At 46.9% G+C, this 24,959-nt stretch carries 17 protein-coding genes; 8 read left to right on the forward strand and 9 right to left on the reverse strand.

From position 1 onward, the window contains the following. The first annotated feature begins 60 nt into the window (after nucleotides 1-60). The 4 genes from QUA58_RS22260 (at nucleotide 61) to QUA58_RS22275 (ending at nucleotide 5,664) form a co-directional block, all read left to right on the forward strand. On the forward strand, nucleotides 61-375 hold the full coding sequence (locus QUA58_RS22260) for a YlxR family protein (protein WP_333255674.1): 315 nt from the start codon (nucleotides 61-63) through the stop codon (nucleotides 373-375). Between the two features lie 382 nt (nucleotides 376-757). Next, nucleotides 758-3,928, forward strand: a complete 3,171-nt coding sequence (infB, locus tag QUA58_RS22265) for a translation initiation factor IF-2 (RefSeq protein ID WP_333255672.1) — start codon at nucleotides 758-760, stop codon at nucleotides 3,926-3,928. Nucleotides 3,929-4,456: 528 nt separating this feature from the next. Then, a complete protein-coding gene (locus tag QUA58_RS22270; RefSeq protein ID WP_333255670.1) occupies nucleotides 4,457-5,197 on the forward strand; it encodes a low-complexity tail membrane protein in 741 nt (246 codons plus the stop codon). 242 nt (nucleotides 5,198-5,439) lie between these two features. Further along, on the forward strand, nucleotides 5,440-5,664 hold the full coding sequence (locus QUA58_RS22275; RefSeq protein ID WP_333082445.1) for a hypothetical protein: 225 nt from the start codon (nucleotides 5,440-5,442) through the stop codon (nucleotides 5,662-5,664). Between the two features lie 401 nt (nucleotides 5,665-6,065). Here the strand turns inward: QUA58_RS22275 and QUA58_RS22280 are convergent, their stop codons facing one another. From QUA58_RS22280 to QUA58_RS22310, 7 genes are all read right to left on the reverse strand, one after another. Beyond that, nucleotides 6,066-7,193, reverse strand: coding sequence for a glycosyltransferase family 4 protein (locus QUA58_RS22280; protein WP_333396012.1), 1,128 nt, complete (start codon nucleotides 7,191-7,193; stop codon nucleotides 6,066-6,068). 726 nt (nucleotides 7,194-7,919) lie between these two features. Then, nucleotides 7,920-9,128, reverse strand: coding sequence for a DegT/DnrJ/EryC1/StrS family aminotransferase (locus tag QUA58_RS22285; RefSeq protein ID WP_333256380.1), 1,209 nt, complete (start codon nucleotides 9,126-9,128; stop codon nucleotides 7,920-7,922). A 627-nt stretch (nucleotides 9,129-9,755) separates the two neighbouring features. Further along, nucleotides 9,756-10,331, reverse strand: a complete 576-nt coding sequence (locus QUA58_RS22290) for an alpha/beta hydrolase (RefSeq protein WP_333396014.1) — start codon at nucleotides 10,329-10,331, stop codon at nucleotides 9,756-9,758. Between the two features lie 378 nt (nucleotides 10,332-10,709). Further along, complete coding sequence (locus QUA58_RS22295) at nucleotides 10,710-11,018, reverse strand: DUF3493 domain-containing protein (protein ID WP_333256375.1); 309 nt, start codon at nucleotides 11,016-11,018, stop codon at nucleotides 10,710-10,712. A 197-nt stretch (nucleotides 11,019-11,215) separates the two neighbouring features. Then, a complete protein-coding gene (locus tag QUA58_RS22300) occupies nucleotides 11,216-12,448 on the reverse strand; it encodes a DUF445 family protein (protein WP_333256373.1) in 1,233 nt (410 codons plus the stop codon). Between the two features lie 89 nt (nucleotides 12,449-12,537). Next, the gene (ubiE, locus tag QUA58_RS22305) at nucleotides 12,538-13,239 is read right to left on the reverse strand and encodes a bifunctional demethylmenaquinone methyltransferase/2-methoxy-6-polyprenyl-1,4-benzoquinol methylase UbiE (RefSeq protein WP_333256371.1); all 702 of its coding nucleotides are present in this window, start codon (nucleotides 13,237-13,239) and stop codon (nucleotides 12,538-12,540) included. Nucleotides 13,240-13,460: 221 nt separating this feature from the next. Next, a complete protein-coding gene (locus tag QUA58_RS22310) occupies nucleotides 13,461-14,405 on the reverse strand; it encodes a response regulator (protein ID WP_333256368.1) in 945 nt (314 codons plus the stop codon). Between the two features lie 156 nt (nucleotides 14,406-14,561). On the opposite strand from QUA58_RS22310, the gene QUA58_RS22315 reads away from it, so the two are divergent. Further along, the gene (locus tag QUA58_RS22315) at nucleotides 14,562-15,656 is read left to right on the forward strand and encodes a RuBisCO accumulation factor 1 (protein ID WP_333256366.1); all 1,095 of its coding nucleotides are present in this window, start codon (nucleotides 14,562-14,564) and stop codon (nucleotides 15,654-15,656) included. 192 nt (nucleotides 15,657-15,848) lie between these two features. Here the strand turns inward: QUA58_RS22315 and QUA58_RS22320 are convergent, their stop codons facing one another. Beyond that, the gene (locus QUA58_RS22320) at nucleotides 15,849-16,850 is read right to left on the reverse strand and encodes a DUF4349 domain-containing protein (RefSeq protein ID WP_333256363.1); all 1,002 of its coding nucleotides are present in this window, start codon (nucleotides 16,848-16,850) and stop codon (nucleotides 15,849-15,851) included. A 166-nt stretch (nucleotides 16,851-17,016) separates the two neighbouring features. Here QUA58_RS22320 and QUA58_RS22325 point away from each other — a divergent pair, with 166 nt between their 5' ends. Next, the gene (locus QUA58_RS22325) at nucleotides 17,017-19,473 is read left to right on the forward strand and encodes an ATP-dependent helicase (RefSeq protein WP_333396016.1); all 2,457 of its coding nucleotides are present in this window, start codon (nucleotides 17,017-17,019) and stop codon (nucleotides 19,471-19,473) included. Nucleotides 19,474-19,706: 233 nt separating this feature from the next. Here the strand turns inward: QUA58_RS22325 and QUA58_RS22330 are convergent, their stop codons facing one another. After that, the gene (locus QUA58_RS22330) at nucleotides 19,707-21,446 is read right to left on the reverse strand and encodes a pseudouridine synthase (protein ID WP_333396019.1); all 1,740 of its coding nucleotides are present in this window, start codon (nucleotides 21,444-21,446) and stop codon (nucleotides 19,707-19,709) included. Between the two features lie 245 nt (nucleotides 21,447-21,691). On the opposite strand from QUA58_RS22330, the gene QUA58_RS22335 reads away from it, so the two are divergent. Both QUA58_RS22335 and QUA58_RS22340 read left to right on the forward strand, forming a co-directional pair. Further along, nucleotides 21,692-23,374, forward strand: a complete 1,683-nt coding sequence (locus QUA58_RS22335; protein ID WP_333256354.1) for a tetratricopeptide repeat protein — start codon at nucleotides 21,692-21,694, stop codon at nucleotides 23,372-23,374. Nucleotides 23,375-24,440: 1,066 nt separating this feature from the next. After that, entirely contained in the window at nucleotides 24,441-24,752 is a 312-nt protein-coding gene (locus QUA58_RS22340; RefSeq protein WP_332996623.1) for an RNA recognition motif domain-containing protein, read from the forward strand. The last annotated feature ends 207 nt before the right edge of the window (nucleotides 24,753-24,959 follow it).

A 24,959-nucleotide genomic window follows, 5' to 3' on the forward strand; every position in this document is an offset into this window, starting at 1 on the left:
ACCAATTATATTGTAATATAAAGCCGTCCTAAAAGGACGGGGTTTCTACCCCATTTTCTGATGAAACCGAACTACCGGTGCTGTGCAAGTTGTCGAAAAATAGCTTCTAAGGAAGCTTTTTGGCGAGTAGTCAGGCTCTATCCTTCTCATCAGGTACAATTAGATCGTGGCATGGGCCGTTCTGCTTACCTTTGTCGGAAAGCCGAATGCCTCAAAGCAGCTCAGAAAAAAAATCGACTTGGGCGATCGCTCAAAGCGCCTGTGTCTGACGAACTGTACCAAACACTTTGGCAGCGTTTAGCCACATCTGACTGTACATCTTACTCTGGCAAGGCCGGACGAAAAACCGACAATAGTTCGGCATCGACTGTATAAACCCTCTTGGCAGCCCTACCAGTAATTACCGGTAGCGCCAGCTATAAAACCCCAATCCGATCTGCCCACCAGTCTGGAAAGATTTGTGTCAGATTAGATAAGGGTAGGTTACTAGCAGAGGTATCCTCAAGGTGGAAAGGCAAACTTTGAAGCTTGAGAGAGTGGGTTTTGCCAAAACTCAGACTTCGGAGTTCCAAGTTCCCAAACAGACTTGAGAATTCTTCAACCGCAGACTTCAGCGAGTTGCATCTTTTAGATAAAATTGCTGAGTGAGTACCAAAACCCCGATTCCTGACACTGAATCAATCACAGCGAATGATGTCGTCATTAGAACAAAAAATCACAATGTAAAAACTGGTTGGCACAAAAGAGGGCAGAGTGGATGAACAACGGCAAAGTAAGAATTTACGAATTATCACGGGAACTAAATTTGGATAATAAAGACATCTTGGCAGTATGCGAGCGGCTCAATATTTCAGTCAAGAGCCACAGCAGCACAATTACAGAATCCGAAGCAGAGCGCATTCGCAAAACGGCGGAAAAATACGTAGCCAGTAGCCACTCTTCCCCCGGCAAGCCAGCTCCACCCGAAAGAGCAGCAGCGCCATCTAGAGAATCTGGCCCTCACCCTAACGACCAACAAAAAAAGCAGCAAATTTTAGAAATACGCAGTCCAAAAGTACGGCCGGCTGGTGCTTCCTCCCAGCCTGCAGGCAACGAGGAGAACAAAAACCAGCCGGCGGCAACCGTGGCAACTCCTCCCAAGTCGCCCGCAGCTCAACAACTCCAGCCTCCAGCTAAACCGAATATCAATCGACCTGTACTGTCGAAGCCAAATGTATCTGTCTCGGCGGCTCCGTCAGAAATAGTGTCGGAAACTGTAGGTGCGATCGCCCCGGAAACCACCGCCCAGGCTCAGGCACCTGCGGCACCTCAACCGCCGTCGGAAAAGGCTCCAGAACGCACCCAGCAACCGCCAGTCGCTCCGGCAGCGCCGCCCGGGGCAAAACTCACGTCGCCGCCAGTCAGAGGGGCGTCGGAGTCGGCTAGCCGCAGCCCACAAAATCTGGGAAACAAGCCGGTACTAAAACTGGCAAAAACCGAGCAAGAGCAATCACAACAGTCAGAAACTCTGGAAGCGCCGGCTAAACCGAGCCGCCCCAGCAGACCTGCACCGGGAGGTACCGAATCTCGCGACGCGCAAAGACCGCGCCGGGAAGGCGCTGGTGGCCCAGTCAAAACTCAACTTGCCGATCGACCCCAGCCAGGTGGTGGGCCGCGCCGGAGTCTAGCCCCCGCAACGTCAGCTACCGGGCTGCGTAGCCGTGGTGGCGACACGGGAGCCGCAGGGGATGACACTGATGACAATGAAGAAGATAATACGCCGGACTCCGGGATTCTTCTCCTCGAAAGGCCCTCCCTCCCTCGTCCTGCCAAAAAGACTTCGGCCATTTGGGAAGAAGACGACGACGAAAACTCAGATGCTGCCAAGGCTGCAAAGGCTGCCAAACTCAAACAACGTCGCCTCAAACCCATAGATGAGGATGACGATGACTTAGAAAATGGCTTGGATATGCCAGCACCAGTCACGGTCAGTCTGTCCCTAGCCCGCCCGGCTAAGGCGAAGACACAAGCAGCACCAAAATCAACACCAACTCCGGGCGCACCCGGAAGTAGTGGCAAAAATAAGAGACCGGGCCCTTCTCACGATAAAAGCTCGTCTGGTTCTTCAGGCGGACGCGGTAGCCGTGGCAAAACAGTCGAAGCTAAGGTAGAACGTCCTGAAACACTGATGCTTAGCAGGCCGATGACCGTTCAGGAACTCGCAGGTACTTTGGCTGTTCCCGAAACGGAAATTATCAAGCGGCTGTTCTCTAAAGGGATTGCGGTCAACATTACCGAAACCCTGGATATTGCAGCGGTGAGAATCGTAGCTGAAGAAATGGGCATAGAGGTAGAAACCCCTGAAAAAGTAGCCCCAGCCCTCAAAGTGATCGAGATGCTGGACGCAACAGATATGGAATACCTCCAACGCCGTCCACCAGTAGTAACGATTATGGGTCACGTCGATCACGGTAAAACTACCTTGCTCGACTCGATCCGCAAAACCAAGGTTGCTCAAGGAGAAGCTGGGGGTATTACCCAGCACATCGGTGCTTATCACGTGGATGTGGTACACGAAGGCAAGAGCCAGCAGGTTGTATTTTTGGATACGCCCGGTCACGAAGCCTTTACGGCAATGCGGGCTCGTGGAACGCGGGTGACAGATATCGCGATCTTGGTGGTAGCGGCCGATGACGGTGTGCGTCCACAAACGATTGAAGCTATCAGTCACGCGAAAGCGGCTAAAGTGCCAATTGTTGTGGCGATCAATAAAATTGATAAGGAAGGCGCTCAGCCGGAACGAGTCAAACAAGAGTTGACAGAGTACGGCTTGGTTGCCGATGACTGGGGCGGTGATATTACGATGGTTCCTGTCAGCGCGATCCGAGGCGAAAATCTCGATATGCTGTTGGAAATGATCTTGACCGTCGCGGAAATGGAAGACCTCAACGCTAACCCGAACCGCGCGGCTAAGGGTACGGTGATTGAAGCTCACCTCGATAAGGCAAGGGGGCCTGTGGCAACTTTGCTGGTGCAGAACGGTACTCTGCGGGTGGGCGATATTGTGGTCGCAGGCTCGGCTTTGGGTAAGGTGCGGGCTATGATCGACGATCGCGGCGAACACGTAAAACAAGCAACTCCATCCTTTGCGGTGGAAGTGCTGGGGCTGCGAGAAGTTCCTCGTGCAGGAGACGAATTCGATGTCTTCGCGAACGAAAAAGAAGCTGCGGCGATCGCCGATGCCAGAGCTACATCCCAACGAGATTCACGTATATTGCAAGGTGGTAGGATCAGCCTCAGTGGCTTCTCTCAACAAGCTAAGGAAGGTGTTCTTAAGGAACTCAACTTAATCTTGAAGGCAGATGTCCAAGGCTCCCTCGAAGCAATTGTCGGTGCTCTGACTCAACTTCCTCAAAAAGAAGTTCAACTCCGACTGCTGCTATCTGCTCCTGGGGAAGTCACAGAAACCGACATTGACCTCGCAGCCGCCAGTAATGCTGTGATTGTCGGGTTCAATACTACTCTCGCCACCGGCGCTCGCCTCGCGGCTGACCAAGCGGGCGTAGACGTGCGGGAATACAGCATCATCTACAACCTCTTGGATGATATTCAAGGGGCGATGGAAGGCCTGCTGGAACCCGAATTGGTGGAAGAACCTTTGGGTCAAGTCGAAGTCCGCGCTGTCTTTGCGATCGGTCGCGGGGCTGTGGCTGGATGTATGGTACTCTCTGGCAAAGTCATCCGTAACTGTAAGGTGCGGGTGCGCCGGGGCAACAATGTCGTTTACGAAGGTGTCCTCGACTCCCTCAAACGGATGAAGGAAGATGCCAAGGAAGTCAATGCTGGCTTTGAATGCGGCATTTCCTTGAGCGGGTTTAGCGACTGGGCGGATGGCGATATTATTGAAGCCTACCGGATGGTTACTAAACGCCGGACTCTCTCTCAATAGTTTTGAGTTGTGAGTGTTGAGTGGGAAGAGAATTTTTGAGCGATCGCAGCAACCAAATTGCCGATCGCTCGAAACTATTCTCTTCAACTCAATACTCCAAAACTCAGTTGACAGTTGACAGCTTGCCCTGAGCGAAGTCGAAGAGTTGACAGTTGACAGTTGACAGTTGACAGCTTGCCCTGAGCTTGTCGAAGGGTTGACAGTTGACAGTTGACAGTTGACAGAAAGAATAAGGAAGAGTTGACAGCTTGCCCCCGAGCGCAGTCGTTGGGTTGACCGAAGGAAAAGGGAAGTCGGAAAAAGGAAGAAGGAATTAAGAACTTCCTAATCGTCTTTATCCTTGCTTAAAATTGAAAATTTGCTCACTCCAATAAGAATTACCGAAATAAACCAGATTTCTGCTTGTAAGTCCTCGGTTTGATAGCTAAATATTTACTCCTCGCATCGGATTTCAGAGTCAAGAGTGCATCCCAAAATCTCAAAATCCAAGATTCAAAACTCCTAATTCATAACTAATAATTAATTAAAGTGCGTTCTTTTTGGTCAGAGCCTTTCTTGTGGATTCACCTTTCTGGGGCGGCTGCACTGCCGATATTCCTGGGACTGTGTTTGCTGGGACTCGCAGTGGGTTCTCCCGCGATTCCTGTGTGGTTAGAAGTGTTTTTAGTGGCTGTAGCAGGTATTGTTCCTGTGCTGTGGATGCAGTGGTTCCGCCCTTTTTACATTTTTAGTATTTTAGTTGTGGCGGTAAAACCGCAGAATTTAACTTCTGTGCAGCAGCAGATTATGACTCGGTTTAAAACTAAGTTAAATCAAGGAATCGCTCTTTTTGTGGCTGTTTTGCTGGCAGTAATTTTGTGGCAACTCTACCGATTGGCTCCTCTGGCAGCTTCGGTGGCTCCCTTTCCTCCTTCCTGGCGGTGGGCTGGATTGTTGTTGGCAGCTTCTGGTTTTTTAGCTAGCAATTTGTTTTTGCAGGTGTCTGCTAGTGTCATGGCGGTTTTGCTGACGCCGGAATCAGAATTTGCAGCGACAAAGCCTCATGTTTTAGAAAAAATTCGGCAGGATTTTACGATCGCGCCTTGGCAAGTCGATCGACTTTTGCCGGCTTTGGCAGCCGAGACAACTGCCGCTGTGGCTGCACCCGTAGAGTCAATTGGGCCAGCATCCGGCATAGGGAATTCGTCAGTCGGCAGTATTGTCAACCCAAAACCTGCTGACACCAACGGCGTTACATCTCTACCCGAACAGTCGAGCGAAAAAAAGTGAAATAAAAAATTAAGAGGGGGACAATTGTAGTTTAAGCTACTTTAATTTGTACAGATGTATGCTGTGAAAAAAAATAGGTAAGGCCCCTCTTCGGATAGAGATTATTAATAGTCTTAATATTTAATTTTTAATTGCAGGTTGTGGATATTTTATATTGGCTATCTGGAGAGAAGAATCTATAATAGAGAGTGTCAAGGTCAGCTTTCAATCCTTACAGGGGATTAAAACAGAGGTATAACAATATGGCGAATTATCTACCGATCGCACAAGAACCTCAAGCCGCAGATCCGATAGAGCTGTGCGAAGATTCTGAAATCTGGGGCAGTCTCAAATCCGCGATCGGCGCAAGTTCAGGATTTCAACGCTGGCAACTAGAACTCAATTTTGAGCGTCAGCAGCAAAATGCCACCATCGATCAGCAGGTTCGTTCCTATCTGCGGGAAACTTTAGAAACCTTGGCTTACTGAGTGCCCTAAAACCAAATATTGTCACGGTTTGTGAATTTTACAGACCAATTCTGCTGGCATCCCCTCCAATATGCTATGTGAGTGCCGACAGGTGAGTGTCGAGAGTGAGTGTCGATCGTAACTTCGGGCATCAAATTGCAGGGGGCAGTATTTCTGCTTACGGAGTGTGGATTAATTTCGGCAGCCTACTGGCAACACACTCTCAGACAATTCAAGAGAAAATTAGCCTGAAACCCCCCAGACAAAGCGACTGCAGCCGCTATCTATTGACTTGGCTGTGCCGAAATTCTTGATAAGAATGCTGAACAAAAATAAAATTAACAGTGCTAGAGTGGCAGTAAATCAAACCGTCCACATCAACCTGATTACAAACCTTTTGCACCGTAAGTCTTATTTAGTTTTCATTTTGTGTTCAATTTCTGCAGAATCTGCTCTCCGCGCCTAGCAGCAACTTGTGGCCAAGTCAACTCCAAAGCTCGCTGGCGGGCGGCGGCTCCCATTTTAGCCCGCAAATCAGGAGAATTAGATAGTTGGCGAAGTCCTTCCACCCAGGCGTCAGTATCGTAGGGAGGAAGAATTATGCCGTCAATGCCATCACGCACAATACCGCCTCCTCCCATCGGCGAAGCAAGAATGGGCAAACCATGACCCATTGCCTCATAGATGACGAGTGGGCTACCTTCCTCAAGACTGGGAAAGGCAAAAAAGTCAGCTTCGCGATAGGCAGAACTGTAGTCGAAAGCATGATTAAATTGAACTACATCAGGACGTTTCAGCCAATGACTGCAAGTTTGAGCGATCGCAGGCTCCATCGAGCCAAAAATTGTCAGCGTTCCCTTAATCCCAGCTAGCTCCCAAGCCTTCAAAAGCAAATGAACTCCTTTGCGGACGCAGGCCCAACCCAGGAAAAGGACGTTAACTTCCTCTGAGGGCGGTTTGTGGGATTGATAATTGGGGAAACGCTTAGGCGACCAACCTTCAGTCGTTAAAAGCAGTTTCTCTTCAGGAACTCCGGCTTCTTGAAACGATTTTGCTACTACCGGACTAGGACAAAACAGAAAATCAATTACCTTGAGTTTTTCCTTTTCATCCTGAATACTTTCTGGGGTAATGCCGTGTTGAGGTTCCAATCCCAAGCGAGAGTAAGCATCGTCAAGGATTCTCTTAGCTTGGCTTTCACAACTATTAACTCCCTCCATAAAAATCGGCTTGCTGTGCTTGTTAACGCTCTTTACAGCATCAACTGAGATACCGGGCCACAAGTAGGCTACATCAAAATCTTTGATATCTTTGAGAAAACGCTTCTCTGCCGTGATTTTGGGAAGACTAGGGCTGAAGTAATATAGTCTTGTCAGAAATGACGGAATTGCTTCAACTACATTGGGACCGCGACACGAGCGATCGCAACTCGGGACAACCATGCGAGCCTTCAGCTCTGGGCCTTGCCATTCTTTGCACACTGAAAAAAATACGTCGCTGATTCCTCGGTTAGTGGAATGTATAGGGAATAAGGCAATCAATTTTAACATATAGCGGTTTTTGGGTTTCCGGAGGTATGTAATTAGATCAGAAAAGCTTGACAACACAGGGTTTCGGCGTACCTCATGTTGTTGAGAAAGGCTATAACACAATACGGTTGGGTTAACGCTCTAAGACGAATTTAATCTCACGAATTTACGGGAGATACAGGCATCTTTTAGAAGGTAGATTGTTCAGATCTGAACTGTATTGGGCTATAACATGAATCTTCAAAATTACTCAACGGCGTCAGGATAATTAAGTAGGTCAACCTAATTAAACGTAAAAAGCGATATCGCTGTTTTACTCTCCTGATTTCAAGGTGATAAATCAGCCTTATTAATATTAAAGTCATTGTCCTATAAGACTTTCCTATCATTTTTTGGGACAAAGGTATCAGTAACCCCCATTTTTTACCAAAAGTCCAGGAGAGCCCGCTGTCTTATCCCCGACTTTTTTAAGTGCTGGGGGGATATGGGTATTCGGTTGTTTTATACCATTTTTTTAAAGATGTGATAGAGATAAAATACCGCCAGACATTGATAATTATGTCTTTGAGTTTTTACATAAGTCTTGCATAACTTTAAAAAAATGGTATTAGGTAGGTTTAGATACCAATTACCAATTACCAAGAAAGCTAATCATTTCGATGCAACCTGATTTTAGATTAGGAGTCAAGAATCAGGAGTAGGATGATTAACTCTGAAGGGTCGAAGCAATCATCCTATTTCAGGAATTTAGCCTGCTGTTGCCAGAATATAATTCTGAGTTTTGCCCAAAGCCAAACATTTTTTAACACCAGCAATTACATCTTCAACATCTGCATCTGTTAATTTTGCTGAAATCGGCAAGCTAACTGTATGCCGCCCGATGTACGCAGCATTAGGATAGTCTTCGGTCTGCCATCCAAACATTTGTTGATAGATAGGATGTTCCGGCATACTCATGTAATGTACGCCGACACCGATATTTTCAGCATTGATAGCGTTGAGAAACTCGTCGCGGCTGATTCCTGCTTTGGCTTCATCTACCAGAATCGTGTACAGGTGATAAGCATGAATTGTATCCGGTTCGGGGTTCGCGGGCAAAGTAATCGACAGATCCGCAAATGCTTCGTTGTAGCGCTGCCAAATCTGCTCCCGCCGCTGCCAATAAGGGGTGACTCGTTTCATTTGATGAATGCCGATCGCAGCTTGCAGATCCATCATATTGTATTTAAAGCCGACTTCCACCACTTCGTAGTGCTTGTAACCCGAGTCGCTGAAGCGCTTCCAAGCATCTTTGCTCATACCGTGCAGGGCTAAAATGTTGAGCCTGTCGGTATCTTCTTGACGCTTGACGAGAATCATTCCTCCTTCGCCCGTCGTGATGTTTTTGGTGACATAAAAGCTGAAACATCCGAAGTCGCCAAAGGTGCCTGCTTTCCGCCCCTTGTACTCTGTTTCGATCGCGTGAGCGCAGTCTTCAATCAACTTCAAATTGTGATGGCTAGCAATGGAACAAAGCGCATCCATATCGCAGGGACGACCGGCGAAGTGAACCGGCAAAATTGCTTTAGTTCTGGGAGTTATTTTAGCTTCGACTTGAGCCGGGTCAATATTCATTGTCACCGGGTCTACATCCGCCAGTATCGGTGTTGCTCCGGCGTGAATAATCGCATTAACTGTAGCGCAAAAAGTCATTGGAGTAGTAATGACTTCATCCCCTGGTTTCAAGCCAGCAGCGAGGACGCTCAAGTGCAGTCCCGCCGTACAGGAATTAACCGCAACCGCGTACTGGGAACCCTTGTAAGCATTGAATTCGTCTTGAAAAAGCCTGACTTTCGGGCCCGTACCCAACCAACCTGTTTTCATGGTTGCCACCACTTCTTGAATTTCAGCATCTTCGATCGCCGGAGCGCCGAAAACCAAGAAACGGTCTTTTGAACGAATAGGATTGTTGTTCATGTTGCTAGTATTAGCTAGTAAATAGATCCGAGCGAGTGAAAGTGTACTACCCTGACAAGTACGATTTTATTTGGATGTGAGGTGCTGTTAATTAATCCAGTCCCTCACCCTTTCCGTTTTTAACTTTTTTTAGTCAAAAGTTTTGGGGAATGCGTTGCGTAATGTTATCTGTTATAGCACGAGCTTACTAATGACTGGTCGTTTTTCTGCAAGTGCCTGACTCTGACAACGTTTCTCTATCTTAAAATACATAATCTGCAATGTCGAGCCGATCGTATTTCTGTTTATCGCGGCTACAGAAGCTCTTTCCCGCATTTTTTGCTCAAAAAACTTTCCTAAAAAAAAATATGGTTACTCCCCGTAAACTTTTTATCAACTGTCGAACATCTATCCCTGGATAGATTTGAGGGTAAATTCATACCATGTGAGATTCACTATTTTTTGATGTGAGATTTGGGACTGACTGATTCCCGTCGGGTTGGGAGCTTGTATACCGTTGCATTTTTTTAACTGGTGTTAAAATCAGGCAAATTTTGCAACAATAAAATGTGACTCTGCTGTAATTTATGCAGGTTCAGAAAAATTGTGCAATCGATCGCCCAAATCAACCCCTGTTAACAAAATCCGCTACAATCTAGGCAGGCGAATCTTGTTCAAAATGTCTTGCAGCCTTTCTGAAACGCCGCCCAATTGTTCTGACAAAGCTACAAGTTTACCGTAAGCTTCAACTAAACGATCGCCCTCAACATTAACCTCTGGAGCCGGATAATTCTTCACCGCTTCCAGCAGCGTAATCTCGTTATCATTAGTTGCAGACAGCACCAATGCCTCGCGCAAAGCTTCTCGATTTGCATTCCCAGAAGGAGTGCGAATTACCTGACCCACTTCATCGAGAATTATTTTCCCAACACTACTGTTGAGCGTCTGATCCAAAAACCTTTGACTGACTTTTACCGGTCTCGTCAGATTTCTGCGAACCGCTTCCGGGTCTTTTTTTGCGTTTCCGAGCAGCATTTCTAAAGCGGGCGACATTTTCCCAGTTTCAGCAAAAATTTCTAATTCGCTGACTGGTAAAGTCATTCGGATCGCACTGTATTTGAGCACTACCTTTTCGGCAGCCGCCGCAGCACTGCTGTAAAATACAATTCCTGCGCCTGCTCCTAAAAATAACGTCCACCGCCCTTGGAAAAATGACTGGATCATAGTAAAATCTCCCAACGTCTTTTCTAATTCGACTGTGACACATCTACCAATCTTCCGCTCCTAGCAAAATGCCAAACGCCAACTCTTCTATCGGTGAAGGCTGGCGCTGGGCTTAAATTTGTTTTATATATTGAGGGTCTTTTTCATTCAGTTGACAGTTGACAGTTGACAGTTGACAGCACTTGACAAAAGAAGTCCGAGGATTGGAGTAATGAATAGTCTGATTTTAATTTCTCCCGATCTGGGTTCCGGCTTTAAACCAATTCTTTCTGATAATGACAGGGATCGATCGCTTTCCCAGGGTTTCGTAATGATTTCTTGATATTTTTAACTTTTCCTTGCCTCAGATATCTTTTTGTATTGATATGTAAAATTTTGTTACTTCGACTTCGGGGCTCGGCCGTCGGCGCGCTGCTCAAGGCGAAACAGGAACACCATCAGGGCCACCACTCCGACTTGGAGGGCAAAATTAGGCAAAGCAGAGCCAATTTCCCGGCCAGAGGCAATTTTAGCGAGGAAAACCACGCCGCCGATCAAGCCCGAAGCGCCACAAGCTACGTAAACAAACTGTCGCAGAGGCCGGTAGGGAGTGGCAATTTCTGCGGTTAAACGCTCGTATTGTTGGCGGCTGAGGTTGCGCGGGTTTTTTGGGATGTTTGTGCGATCGTCCGAATTTGGGGCTGGCATAGATTTAGAAAATAAGTAAATTAGGATTGGGCAAAAAATAACCGATCGAGCAACCGCAGATGAAAGGCAGATAAACACAGATAAACGCAGATAATTTCAAGAGAGCTTGCGTATGAATGCAATGCAAGTCTACTGTGCGTGCAAATTCTGCGATCGATATCATACTACAACAAATATTTCACAACTGCGGAGATAAATCATCGCTGCAGCAAAAGTATGACAGTCTGCAAACAGCCGACAAAAACACCCAAAATGCCTCCTAAATTTACAATTCCCTGCAACTCGCTTTTGACAATTCCCTGAATTGCTAGCTCTAATTCTTCGGGAGAAGTGCCTTTTACTCGATCGACAATCACCTGGTCGATATTCAAAATTGGGATAGCCTGAGCTACAATATTTTCTAAATCCCGCTCTAAATAACGATCTAAAACCAAAGCTAGTTCTTTGCTGACAATTTCCAGGGAAGCGCTCATTACCGCTGAAGTTTGCAATCGATTGAGAATCAACCGCGAAATATTTTCCCAGTCAATAGATTTACTCAGCCCCTCAAGTACCTCTGTACCCCGCTGTTGGACATAGCTACGAACACTGTCGCGCATAGTTTTTCGCAACTGTCTCACAGTCGAAACCGGTAAGTTTTGCATTGACAAGTTTTGCAGCCATTCCTGAAGTCGCCCGCGAATTCCCAAAGAAACTGTTAACTCTGCTAACCGCTTATTTGTTGCTTCTCTGTCATCCAAACAAAAAGTCCGCAGCCGAGTTAAAGTGTTCCGCAAACCAAACAAATTGGCGACAACCCAATAAGTGCCGCTGGTTTTTTCTCGAAACCCTTCATCGATAATCGAAATATTGCGATCGGTCAAAAAGTCAATTAAAGCCTGCCGCAGCACTTCCGGGGGTATTACTACCTGCAACAACCACTCAGCAAGCTGAGCCGCCTGAGCTTCCGTTAGCTGAATTTCCAGCAAAACTTGGTCAAAAATTTGATTTAGCTGAGCTTCTAAAAAATCTTCCCGGCGCGCCAAAACTTTGAGAATTCGCGGCACAGATTCTCCCAGCAAATCTCGCAGAATGTTAGCTAGAATTTTAGCTGTTTTTTGTTCTGCGTCTGCTTTTACCTGATCCAGCGCCAACTGCAACAGCCAGAGAATTACCTCCTGCATCCGCTCGGTTTGCAGGAGGCGGCGCGCTAAGTTTTGCAGTTCCTGTGGCGTCAGCAGCGAACCCATAATTGTGTCGGAAATTCGCTTTGCTAAACGCTCTTGGTTGCGTGGGATCAAGCCTGGAGTGAAAGGCAACTTCCGCCCTTTGATGTAAATAGCTCGATAGGGGCGGAACAGCATTTTGATAGCTATATCGTTAGTGAAATAGCCAATAATTCCTCCCACTACAGGTGGGGCAAACAACAGCCAAATGTCAGACGGATTCATCAATAATTGGGAATTGGGAATTGGGAATTGGGAATTGTTGACTGTTAACTGTTAACTGTTGACAACAGTCAACTGACAACTGACAACAGTCAACTGACTAATACCAATACTCCCATCATAGCTCCGGCAATCGGGTAGTGGGTGGCGGTGGCAAATCCGGCTTCGCGGGCGATCGCGACTTGCTGCTTGCCGATCGGGAATTTTTCTAAACTAGGATTAATGTAAGCATATTCTTGAGTCATGCCAAATTGCTGAGCAATCGGCACTACGAGAGTGTCTAGATAAAACTGCTGAAAGCTCCGCATTAGGGAATTGCTGGGGCGGTGGAGGTCGAGAATAGCTGCTTTGGCACCGGGTTTGAGCACGCGGTGCAATTCCTGAAGACTGCGGGGGATGTCTGTCACGTTACGTAGGCCGTAACCCATTGTGGCGCAGTCGAAGTAATTGTCGGCAAAAGGCAAGTCTAGGGCGTCAGCTTCTACCCAGGAAATGGGACTGGCAGGGGTAAGAAAAGGTCGATCGCGCAAAGCCGCCACGGCCAATTGTTCGGCGGAAAAATCTACTCCAAATACGCAACCGGTAGGCCCTGCTTGTTTTGCCAGCAGCAAAGCTAGATCCCCGCTACCGCAGCACAAGTCTAAACAAGTATTTCCCGGGCCTGCACTGCTCCATTTCACCGCCATTTGCTTCCAAATCCGGTGTTGCCCAAAGCTTAACCAGTCGTTCAATTGATTGTAAACTGGTGCAATTCGATTAAATATAGTTTTAATTTGTTCGGCGTTATTAGTCATTGATCATTTGTCATTGGTGATTGATAATTTGTAATTGGTCAGCCGGAAAAAATAATTAATCCGTCTATTCATGTCATGCTGTCGCCAGTCATTAAGGCTTTTTTATTTGTTAGCGAGCGGTGAGCTTTTGTCGAGAATCATTGGTTGGCTATCATTTTAAACTCAAGACTTAGAGCCGACTGATGACTAAGGACTAATGACTGATGACTCATGACTGATGACTAATGACCCTGAAAACTCGTCAATACCAAAGCAACTTCTTGAGCGGCGAGGTGAACTGTTGTGAGTTCGTCGGGGCGCAGGGAACAAGGTTGCTTCCACTGAATGGAAATCAGGGCTATCGATCGACCTTTGTGAATCACCGGGATGGTCAGGTGAGCTTGAATGCCGGATTTCTGATAGTGCGGGAGGCTCGCTAGGGCTGTGTCGTTCGCAATATTCACAGCACCCTGAATAGTTTGAGAGGCGATTGCTTCTCGAACCAGAGGATCATCTGCCAGCCAATTTTCCACAGTTGAACCTGTGGTGTGACTGCCTTGGATTGGCATTAAAACATTTCCTTCCACCAGTTGCAAAATGCAATAGTCCGCCAAAAAGTTATCACTTATAGCAGTAGCAATTGGGTCTAAACTTGCTTCCAAACTCGGATAATCCACAGCCGTTTGCATGATTGTTGCTAACAGTTGTATTTGATTTTGGGCGCGATCCAATTCCTCAGTCCGCTGCTTAAGAATTTCATAAGTCTCGGCAGCCTTTTGCACCACCATTTTCAATTCGTTCGGGTCCCAAGGCTTAGTGATATACTTGTAAACCTGTCCTGAGTTAATCGCATCCACCAAGTCTTCAATGTCCGTAAAACCAGTCAAGATAATTCTGACAGTATTCGGAAACTGGGGCACGGTTTTGCTCAGAAACTCCGTTCCCTTCATTTCGGGCATCCGCTGGTCGGAAATGATGACGGCGACCTCGCCTTCGATGCCGAGGACTTCCAAGGCGCGAATTCCGCTCTCAGCTTTGAGCACGTTAAAATCTCGTCGGAAAGTGCGGTAGAGTAAATCCAGATTGTCTGGTTCGTCGTCTACTACCAGCATTTTGGGCTTTTTCGGTCTGTGTAGGGTCATGAGCTGGCGTTTAATTTGATCAAGCTCTGAAATGGCATTATCCATAACAATACGATAAACTCCCCTTTGTAAATTTAGGCGAGCAACTATTCTGTAACAATAGTCTCATAACTCACTTACTATTAATCTATCGCTCTGCCGCGACACGAGCCTTGCCGGTATCCAATCACACATAACTTAGCGCTAGTTTTTGATTCAATTATGACTGATAAACCGCAAGATTCATCCCCTCCTGCATCTGCATCCTCCACCAATGCTGTGGATGCCGAAAAGTTAATTCGATCGCTCCGCCGAAAAGAAGGCACTTGGGTAGAGTGGGGACAGGCCTGCACTACACTGCTAAAAGCTGGCTACAACTCTCAAAGGATTTTTGAAGAAACTGGTTTTGAGCCAATTCAGCAAAATCAAGTAAGCGTCGCAGCCCAAGTTTACACCAGCATGGTAAATGCTGGGGCTTCAGAGGAAGTTCGATCGCACTTTTTGGGCAAAGGTAGTGATATCTTATACGAGTTTCGGATTCTCTCTCAAGTAGAGCGGGCCGGGGCGGCGGCTTTGATGCTAACCCACAACTTGGATGTTGACGATGCTCGCGAAGTTGCTAAAGCGATCAAGGAGTTTTCGCACTTCGGGAGTCTCCCCCAAGGGTTCACAGACACTCCTGGCGATGCTATGGCTTACCAATGCTGGCAATTAGCAAGACAGAAAAGCGATTTGCAAGAGCGATCGCGCTTAATTGCTCGCGGTTTAAAATTAGCTAGCAGCCAAACCGCTAGGGCGCAAATCGAGCAGTTGCTCGTTGATTTTACCGTAGTTTCGAGAAAGGAAGCGCCCCGCTTGCCCGTCTACCGGCTGGATACCGAAGAACAATTGCCGCGCGTTGTCCCGGTTGTGGGCAAATTGCCGCTTTCTACGACAGATTTGCTGGCAGTGCCTTTGCCGGAGGAAATCGAGCCGTTCCGAATGGTAAAATTTTCTGGAGCCGGAGCTTGGGTGGCGATTCCCGGATGGCAGGTAATTTTGAACGCTGAAGATCCGGTGGCTGTTTTGGAAATGAGCGATCGATTGCCGGTACCGCTGCAAGGCAAAGTTGAAGAAGTTTTGATTATTGCCGATCGAGCCAAAAGACAGTGGGATGCTGAGAGTTATTTCCTCGCAGATAACGCTGGCAATTTAGAATTATACTGGTTTGAACAATCCCCAGATATTCCTCTTTTGGGGCGAGTTGTTCTGGTGATGCGTCCGAAAAAGATTGTGGATGAAGACTATACCAAAGATGGATGGCAAATTGATGATTAGTCAGTTGGCAGTTGACTGTTGACTGTTGACTGTTGACTGTTGTTACTTGTCAGTTGTTACTTGTCAGTTGTTGTTGGTTTTAAGAACGGGTTCTCCGGCCGTTCCACAATACATAAATTTTACGTGGGTGGAATGACTAATGACTAATGACTAATGACTAATAACTAATGACTACTGACTAATGACTACTGACTACTGAGGCGGTTTCGGTTCTTGAATTGTCGGAACAGAAGGCTGTTTCTTAAATCGATTAAAGCCGTAAACCGCAGCCCCAATTAACAGCAAATAAGGACTGTAAGCCAACATCCAAATACCCAAAGCAAACAAACCTAAAGTCAATTCGCCCATAGAATGAGTCGCTTTCCCCCAAGTTTCCTGTACCCGCAAACCTAGAGAAGGTTCGGGAGTTTGTTGAGCCGATACTGCTGCTTCTAGAGTTAAGCTAATAGTCGAATAGGCTACTTGATTTCGCAAACTTTTTAACTGAGCGTCAATGCGTTCGATCGACTCCCGAATATTGCTCAACTCTTGAGCAGCTTTGAGCACGTCGCCGACAGAACCCGATCGCTCCATAATTTTTAACACCATTTCCTCGGATTTGCGAAGGTTCCGCAGCCTAGCCTCGCTGTCAACTAATTGATCCGTAACATCCTCAGCCGTCAGAGAACGGTTCTCTACATTTCCCAGTTTTGCCAAAGCCTGTAAAGTAGTTTCTAACCGTTCTTGAGGCACGCGAATCTCAACAGACGCCGTTTGGCGGACACTGGAATCCGGCGGCTTTTGATTTTGGAAACCCAAGATATCGCCTTGCTGTTTTTCGACAATGTTGGTAACAGATTTAGTGCTAGCGTCAATAGATTGGACAACTACACTGAGTTGGGCTTTTTTAATCAGTTGGGGACGGGTTGCTGGAGTTTCTGCTGCTTTTTTTGATGCACCAGGAGTTTTTGCCCTTTGGGCTGCTGACTCGGGTGCGGGTGGGGGTGGTGGAGCCGATGCGGCCACTTGGTTTTCACGGCTGCTGCTGCGTGAAGCGAAGCTGTCAGCGCTCGGTGGTTGAGATCCGCAACTGGGTAAAGCAATAGCGGAGGATAAAGTTACTAATGCCACAATAGCAAAGCGAGTTGTGCTGCTGTTAGCTGGGTTTGGGTTTGGCTTGTGTGGCGGGGAATTGGTTTTGAGGTGAGTTTTCATTTGGATGATTCCTATAAAAAAGGCTTGGGTATTGAATTTTATGCTGGTTTTAATTTAAGCTCGAATAGATAGCGTTAGTTTAGCCGATACCGAAATGGAAACGGTAGAGGTTGCAGATTTTTTTATTTTTAACCGCAGATGAACGCAGATAAACGCGGATGCAATAATGACTGATGAATTTGATTCTGATTTTAGCCGATCGACAACCGAGATCGATCACCCTGGCAACATTTCCTCTGGGTTAGACTCTGCCGTCGTTTTGCGAGAACAAGCTTGCCTTAAAATTCGCGAAAGCTTGCGTGCGGGGCAGCAGGACATGGCGGATTGGACAGGCGGCCCCCTTGCCGTTTCCGCCGTTCCAGGGGCCGGGAAGTCTACGGGAATGGCTGCTGCGTCGGCAATTGCGATCGCCCGCAACCAGCTTCACAACCGCCGCCAGTTAATTGTCGTGACATTTACGCGATCGGCTGCTGCTAATATTAAAGCTAAAATTCGGGAAAGACTACAGCAATTGTCTTTATATCAAGGCGGTTTTGCCGTACACACTTTGCACGGTTTAGCTTTGAATATTGCGATGCGCCATCCTGATTTGTCAGGTTTAAATTTAGAAAATTCAACCTTAGTTACTCCCACTCAAAGTCACCGACTAATTCGCACCTGTGTAGAAATGTGGATTGCGGAAAATCCCCGCCGATATCAAGTTTTGCTGGAAGGACAGCAATTCGACGGAGAGGAAACGGAGAGGCTGCGGCGACAATCAGTTTTGCGGACGGAAATTTTGCCGCAGGTAGCTAAAACTGTGATTCACGAGGCGAAATCTTCGGGTTTATTTCCCGAACAGTTGTTAGAAATGAGCGCTTTTGATACTGGGGACGGTTATGAGATTTTAGCAGTAGCTGGGGGTTTATATCAAAAATATCAGGCTTTGTTGAGGAGTCGGGAATTCATCGATTACGACGAAATGATTTTAGCAGCTTTGCGGGTGTTGGACAATCCGAGGGCGAGGGCGATCGAGCAAAAGCAAGTATTTGCCGTTTTTGAGGACGAAGCCCAAGATTCGACACCTTTGCAGACTAAGCTTTTAAAAATATTAGCTAGCGAAACCGACAGTCCTAACTCACTTGAAAATTTTATCAGAGTTGGCGACCCAAATCAAGCGATTAATTCTACTTTTACTCCCGCAGATCCGATTTATTTTAACCAATTTTGCGATGAGTGCGAAGTGGAGAATAAGTTAGCGACAATGGATGGTGCAGGCCGCAGTACCCAAGTAATTATCGATGCGGCTAACTTTATGCTGCAATGGGTAAATGGTTCGGAATTAGCGAAAAATGAAAAGCCTTTTCGCGACCAAACTATTAAGCCAGTACCGAGCAATGACCCGCAGCAGAATGCAAATCCGGCTCCGATTGGTCGAGGTTTAGAATTGCATACTCCCCGCGATATTTACCATACAGTTGAGTTAATTGGCAAGCGGGTAATTGAGTTAGTAGAGGAATTTTTACCCGCCGATTTTGAATTTGGCAGGGATGGCAAAGATATCGATTCAAGGGGAGAAGCTAGCGAGGGGGAAAATAGTGCCAAATTGCCGTTAGAAAATCTGAAATCGATGGCTATTTTGGTGCGGGAAAACAAACAAGGTAAATTTATCAAAGAAGTGCTGGAAAATCCTCAAAAACACGGATTAAGCTTTGATTTGCGGAAATACGGGATTAAAATTGAGGATGTGGGAGAACGCGACAGACATTCTCAAGTACCTTGGGAAATCTTAACACTGCTGCAATTCCTCGATCGCCCGCACTCTCCAGACTACCTGAAAGCAGCATTAAAGATTTTGAGCGATCGACAACTGATTCCCAAACAAGACTACAATGCTTTTGCGACTAGCCCCGAACAATTTCTTTACCCAGGCCCGCTAGACCCCCAGCAGGCAGATCCGGTTCGCAAATGTCGCTATTTTTGCTGCGGTTTGCTGCAAGCTAGCTTAGAACTGCCACCCTACCAAATCATTTCCTTCTTAGCCTTAGCGCTGCAATACGACCAAACAGAATTAGCCACCGCCGACAAATTAGCAGAACGAGTAGCAATCCAAACAGCCGGCAACAATTCAATGCGTAATATTTTGGACGTACTGAGCGAAATTGTCAGTTCCGAAAGATTTGAACCTGTGGATGCAGACGACAAAATAGAAGAACGCTATACAAGCAAAGGTCAACTAACAATTATTACCATGCACAAAGCTAAAGGATTGGATTGGGATTGCGTATTTTTGCCGTTTCTGCACGAACAAACCATCCCCGGAAATTTGCGAGTTTTGCCGCAAGCCCGATTTTTAGGAGATTTCACTTTAGCAGAGGTAGCGAGAGCACAAATTCGAGCAAGTTTGCACGAAAAATATCCTTTACCAAATCTAGGCGAAGCCTGGGAACAAGCAGGTTATTTGAAAACAGCAGAAGAGTTTCGACTGCTGTATGTGGCGATGACGCGAGCAAAAAGCTTGCTTTGGATGGCGGCGGAGAAGAAAGGGCCTTTTACTTGGAACAAACCGGAGAATTTGCAGGAGCAAAAACCTTGTCCGGTAATGCCTGTTTTGAAGCAGAGATTTCCGAGTAATGCGATATAAAATAAATAAAAAGTTTACGACTTCTGCAAGGATTGCTATATGAATTTCATATATTTCTCGAAATTCTTTCTTCATCTAATACGCAACTCTCAAGCATTCTGATTGTTTTAATGTGGCTGCTAACCTGTAAATTTGCTCATAATTCAGGTTGCTTTGTATTACTCAAAAATAAATATTTGCTGCCTCTCTATGTAATTCCTACTGCTAGACTATCTCTCGTTGCCGCCCTTAGCTCAAAATGGTGTTTCTGCCTTTAGGTATAGCCTTTCTCCTAAGTGCGGATGCTCAAATGAAAGTTCCCGCGCGTGCAAGTGTAGCCGGTTCGCAGCAGCCCGACATCCGTAAAGCCGATCGCCCAAAATCGGTATCCCCAACCCTCGAACATCCGCTGCATGAACCCTCAATTGATGCGTGCGTCCCGTTAGCGGCAAAAACTCGACGCGATCGCAATTTCCCTCTTTCACCATTACCTGAAAGCGAGTAACACTGGGTTTTCCGCACTCCCAATTGACTTGCTGGTAAGGGCGATTTTCTGGATCGCCCCAAAGTGGGAGGTCGATCGTCCCCGCCTCAATTTTTACAGTACCCGAAAGCACCGCTTCATAAACTTTGTGAACCTGCTTTTTTGCAAATTGCTGTCTGAGTTGACTGCTAGTTTCGTTGTCCCGCGCCAATAGCAAAATACCCGATGTTTCCCAATCTAAACGATGCACCGCATTCAAATCCAAACTATCCGGTAACAAGTTACGCAAACGACTGAAAACACTATCTTGATTTTCCAGATAACGACCGGGAACTGACAGTAAGCCCGAAGGTTTATTGACCGCAATCAACCATTTGTCTTCATAGATAATCGGTAGCATTTGGGTAACGGGCAAGATGCCCGTTCCACAAGAAAAATTATTCCTTGTGCGGGGGGCTTCTAGCCCGCCCGTCAAACCCTTATCCATATTAGAAACAGTCGGATTTTGAGCCAATCCTGACAGTAAAAAACCCATCAACGGCTGACACCGATCGCCACAAGCACCATAAAATTCTCCCTGCATCTTATCCCCCGATGGCGGCCCCCACCAAAACTCGGCCATTGCCAGCGGTTTCAGATTGTGTACTGCCGCGTAGTGGAGCAATTTTGGCGCGCAGCAGTCGCCGGTGCCAGTGGGAATAGAATTAGCGGGCATCAATGAGGAGATCGATCGCGATTTTCCCAAAAAATTCACCAGAGAGTAAGCCGCGTGCATTTGCGTCTGAAGTTCACGGGAAAGTTCTTTTCGCCGCTGTTTCAGCGCCCGCATCCGCCGATCTGCAGCTTCAATTAATTGTTTTAGCGGCTGCAATGTTTCATCCCGCTGTCGTTTCAATTGTCTGCGTTCAATTTTCTCCAAACGACTTTCTTGATTCAGTTGTTCCAGGGCAATTTCTAGTGTTTCTGCTGCGAGAGTTTGACACACTAACTGACGTTTTTCGTCTCGCTGCTGCTTGCAATTGCGGTGGCGATCGCTCAAAACTTGCAATTGCAATTCAAACTCCCGAAATAAGGCTTCATACTCTTGTCGCTGCGGCAGTTGCTTCAGTGCAATAAGTTCCTGTTTCATCTCCTCCAATTGAGTTAACGTGCGGGCTTCATCGAAAGCAACTCGATCTCGTCCCGGAATCGGCGGCACCCAGCCTTCAACAATGCTGCAACCATTCAGCAGCCCGGAAAATGCTTTGAGTATCCCCTGTTCCCCCGAAGCCATCTCCACCAGCAATATGCCGTACATCTTGCCCTCGCGATCGTAGAAATCGTCAGCCGTCAGGTACTGCATCAAACCCCGCGCGAGATCCTCGGACATTCGAGTACGTGGCAGTCTCAGCAGCTCGCCACTCTCAGGACAAAGGCCTTCGTACCAATAATTCGGGCGCGAGTCGATCGACCCCGAATCACAATTGGTAAAGCAGTCCGTGAAATCTAAAAGCCTGTGTACAATTAGCATATTAAATTTGGTTTGAAACCTGAATTAGGAAATATTTGTTTGTGTCAAGACCGTATTTTATAGCGGTATACGCAAAATGGAAGCGGTGCATAATTTTATACATTGCAGTTAAGTAAACATAATTTGTGGCAGGAGGCCTGATATGCTAAATTTGTTTCAAAACAGCAGCGAGATTAAGAAAAGCATAAGTTAATATATAAGACCGCAAGCTTGTTATCCCACTAAATTTTTTATGTGCAAGGCGTATGCCAGACCTCTCGACTTCGGCTCCTGAAAACTCCTCAAACCCCCAACCATCACTGCTGCCGCCGATTTTAAGAATTTTTGCAGCATTTCCAGATTACGATCGGGGCAATAGATTGTACGCATCGGGAAGGTACGAAGCGGCAGTCCTTTGCTACGGAAAAGCGGTTCAAATTAAGCCGGACTGGGCCAGGGCGTGGCTGAATCTGGGCAAAGCTTACAAGCAACTGCATTCCTACGCAGAAACCGTAGCCTGCGCCGATCGAGCTACAGCAATTAATCCCGAAGAATACTGGGCTTGGATGCTGCGCGGGACAGGGCTGTTAAGTTTGCAAAATCACTCAGAAGCGATCGTGGCTTTCGACACCGCAATTCAAGTCAATTCAGAAAAGCACGAAGCTTGGTATCAGCGAGGCCGAGTTTTAGAGGAATTGCAGCAGTGGGATGCAGCAGCAAGCTGTTACAAAAGAGCAACCCAACTTCATCCAAATTTGCCCGCCATGTGGTACAGGCAAGGCAACGTGTTGGTTCAAGCGGAGCGCTACCCTGAAGCCGTGGCGGCTTTCGAGCGCGCGCTGAAACTCGTCCCGACTAATTGGGAAGCTTGGCTGAACCGAGGTTTGGCTTTGATGAAAGCCGAACGCTACGCTGAAGCTGTCACTTCTTATGATCGCGCCATTCAACTGCAACCACAAAATAGTCTGGCTTGGTTCAATCGGGGCATTGCTTCAGCAAAATTGCACAAATATGCAGAAGCGGTGACAGCATACGATCGCGTACTGCAAATGCAGCCCAACGACTGCGAAGCTTGGTTTTATAAAGGAATGGCCCTCAAACACCACTGGGCGGATGCGGCAATTGCTTGTTTCGATCGGGCAATTCAAATTAATTCTTTTTATCCCGAAGCATGGATCGGGCGCGGTCAAACACTGTCAGAATCGAGAGATTTTGAAGGGGCGATCGCTGCTTTTGACCAAGCCATTCAAATTAATCCGAATTTTCCCGAAGCTTGGCTGGGTAGAGGCATCGCCCTAGCCGAATTGGAACGCTACAAAGAGGCAATTATCGCTTACAGCAATGCCCTACAAATTGAAGGTAATTTTCTAGAAGCTTGGAACTTGCGAGGCGAAGCTCTGGAAAAATTACAGCAATACGAAGAAGCGATCGCCTGTTTTGATAAAGTAATCTCTCTGACTTCGGAAGCAGAAATTACATCAAAAGTAGGGTTGCAGCAAGGCGCAGCGCTGGAAAAATTGCAGCGTTACGAAGAAGCCGTCGCAGCTTACAACCGCGTACTAAAAATCGTGCCAGACAATTTTGAAGCTTGGTTGAAACGCGGCAACGCTTTGTCAAAATTGCAGCAGTACGAACAAGCTCTAGCATCATACGATCGAGCAATTACTGTCTGGCCGGACAACTATCAAGGCTGGGTACAGCGAGGTTTGATCCTAGGGGAAATGCAGAATTATTCCCAAGCACTCGTCGCTTTTGACCAAGTGATTCAACTCAAGCCAGACAACTGGGAAGCTTGGGCGCAGCGGGGCGACGTTTTGCAAAAATTGCAGCGAACTCAAGATGCTATTAGCTCTTACGGAGTCGCCCTCGAAATCAAACCCGATTACTACGAAGCTCTAGTCAGTCGAGAAGAATTGAGACTCAAGGGCGCGATGTCAGGAAAGTGGTAATGAGAGCATCCCAATCATAGCTTTCAAAGTAGTGATCGCTGTGAGATCACGAAGCGAGATCTATCTTACCAGAAAGAATTGGTTTAAAGCCCCAAGCCTTGTAGGGAGAAATTAAAAGAAGACTATTCATTACTCCAATCCTCTTCCTTCCAGGTAGAGCTCGCTATCTTGCGGTCAACTGTCAACCCTTCGACTTCGCTCAGGGCAAGCTGTCAACTGTCAACTGAATCGCTAGGGGGAAACTCGCTGTGAGATATAAGCTGTGCTGTGATCTCACAGCGAACACTCATAAAACTTTCCCTCTTTCTCTTCCTCTGCGTTCTCTGCGCCCTCTGCGGTGCACAAAAAAATCTAATTCACAAATTAAATAGTATTGCTATATCCGATGAAATTAAATCCACGAAGTCATAATATCCTGTCCGGTAAAATAAGGAATGAGAATTAAATAACTTACAATGCGTGATAGTTGTGGGATGGGCGGGACACCCGTCCAGAAACGGCGGGCGGGACACCCGTCCAGAAACGGCGGGCGGGACACCCCACTTTCCTTGTGTAAATTATTTAATTCGCGATCCTAAGCCTGAGCAGGTTTGTAGGGAGGTTTTTCGAGAGTAAATAATATGAATGGTCGGTAAACATTAACTAATCAGAAGATGAATCTGTGACTAAAAACATTGATATCTGGTGGAACTGGCAGGGTGCCTGCCAGTTCCATAAAAATGCCTGATGTCAGTTATAACTGAATCTCAGGCACTGTTCTCAATCAGACCCAATCAACCCGGTAACAGCGACGAAAAATCTCAGATCTCAGGTCGATCGCGCAGCAAGAAACCAAGCGGATGACGCCAAGAGTGTAAGATGTCAGTTATCACGAATATTTTCTGTTGCCGATTGCCCGCTCGGCACCCATAATTGAAAATTATGATAGCCAATTATTGCTGATTCTGCTGGCTTCATGTTATAGTGATTTTTCAAGAATTAAATTCGGTGGCGTAGTTTGTTGGTGTTTATTTACAAGCGTCTCTCCGAATCTAACTCTCTGCACCTTAAGGATTCTGGAGATTTTATGTCGATTTACGTGGGTAATCTTTCTTATGAGGTATCGTCAGATGACCTCAGCCAAGTATTTGCCGAGTACGGTACTGTAAGCCGCGTCCAAGTGCCAATGGATCGGGAAACAGGGAAGATGCGGGGTTTTGCTTTTGTGGAAATGGCAAGCGAGGCAGAAGAAGCAGCAGCCATCGCAGCTCTAGACGGTGCTGAATGGATGGGCCGCGACTTGAAAGTCAACAAAGCCAAACCTCGCGAAGACAACAAACGCTCGTCGGGCGGTGGCGGTGGCTGGGGCGACAAAGATCGCTCTTCACGACGCTACTAAGCTTTGACACTGAAAATTTGAGTTTTGGTAGTTGACGGCAGGTGCGAATGCTGCTTTTTTTTCGGGTTGTTTGATCGACCCATCAAATAAAACTCCCAAACCTCTAAATCAGTTTTGCCCCCTCCAAGGAGCTACCGTGTACACACAAGTCCAGCTAGAGCGGTTTTCCAACCAATGAAGATAGCTTCAAACTGTTGAAGACCATGT

Origin of the sequence: Microcoleus sp. N9_A1 (assembly GCF_036701795.1) — a bacterium.
Lineage (GTDB): Bacteria > Cyanobacteriota > Cyanobacteriia > Cyanobacteriales > Microcoleaceae > Microcoleus.

Bases quoted from the DNA above. Each gene is read 5' to 3' on its own strand.
- QUA58_RS22260 (WP_333255674.1), top strand. From the start codon at position 61: ATGAAACCGAACTACCGGTGCTGTGCAAGTTGTCGAAAAATAGCTTCT.
- infB (WP_333255672.1), top strand. From the start codon at position 758: ATGAACAACGGCAAAGTAAGAATTTACGAATTATCACGGGAACTAAAT.
- QUA58_RS22275 (WP_333082445.1), top strand. From the start codon at position 5,440: ATGGCGAATTATCTACCGATCGCACAAGAACCTCAAGCCGCAGATCCG.
- QUA58_RS22280 (WP_333396012.1), bottom strand. From the start codon at position 7,193: ATGTTAAAATTGATTGCCTTATTCCCTATACATTCCACTAACCGAGGA.
- QUA58_RS22285 (WP_333256380.1), bottom strand. From the start codon at position 9,128: ATGAACAACAATCCTATTCGTTCAAAAGACCGTTTCTTGGTTTTCGGC.
- QUA58_RS22290 (WP_333396014.1), bottom strand. From the start codon at position 10,331: ATGATCCAGTCATTTTTCCAAGGGCGGTGGACGTTATTTTTAGGAGCA.
- QUA58_RS22295 (WP_333256375.1), bottom strand. From the start codon at position 11,018: ATGCCAGCCCCAAATTCGGACGATCGCACAAACATCCCAAAAAACCCG.
- QUA58_RS22300 (WP_333256373.1), bottom strand. From the start codon at position 12,448: ATGAATCCGTCTGACATTTGGCTGTTGTTTGCCCCACCTGTAGTGGGA.
- ubiE (WP_333256371.1), bottom strand. From the start codon at position 13,239: ATGACTAATAACGCCGAACAAATTAAAACTATATTTAATCGAATTGCA.
- QUA58_RS22310 (WP_333256368.1), bottom strand. From the start codon at position 14,405: ATGGATAATGCCATTTCAGAGCTTGATCAAATTAAACGCCAGCTCATG.
- QUA58_RS22315 (WP_333256366.1), top strand. From the start codon at position 14,562: ATGACTGATAAACCGCAAGATTCATCCCCTCCTGCATCTGCATCCTCC.
- QUA58_RS22320 (WP_333256363.1), bottom strand. From the start codon at position 16,850: ATGAAAACTCACCTCAAAACCAATTCCCCGCCACACAAGCCAAACCCA.
- QUA58_RS22325 (WP_333396016.1), top strand. From the start codon at position 17,017: ATGACTGATGAATTTGATTCTGATTTTAGCCGATCGACAACCGAGATC.
- QUA58_RS22330 (WP_333396019.1), bottom strand. From the start codon at position 21,446: ATGCTAATTGTACACAGGCTTTTAGATTTCACGGACTGCTTTACCAAT.
- QUA58_RS22335 (WP_333256354.1), top strand. From the start codon at position 21,692: ATGCCAGACCTCTCGACTTCGGCTCCTGAAAACTCCTCAAACCCCCAA.
- QUA58_RS22340 (WP_332996623.1), top strand. From the start codon at position 24,441: ATGTCGATTTACGTGGGTAATCTTTCTTATGAGGTATCGTCAGATGAC.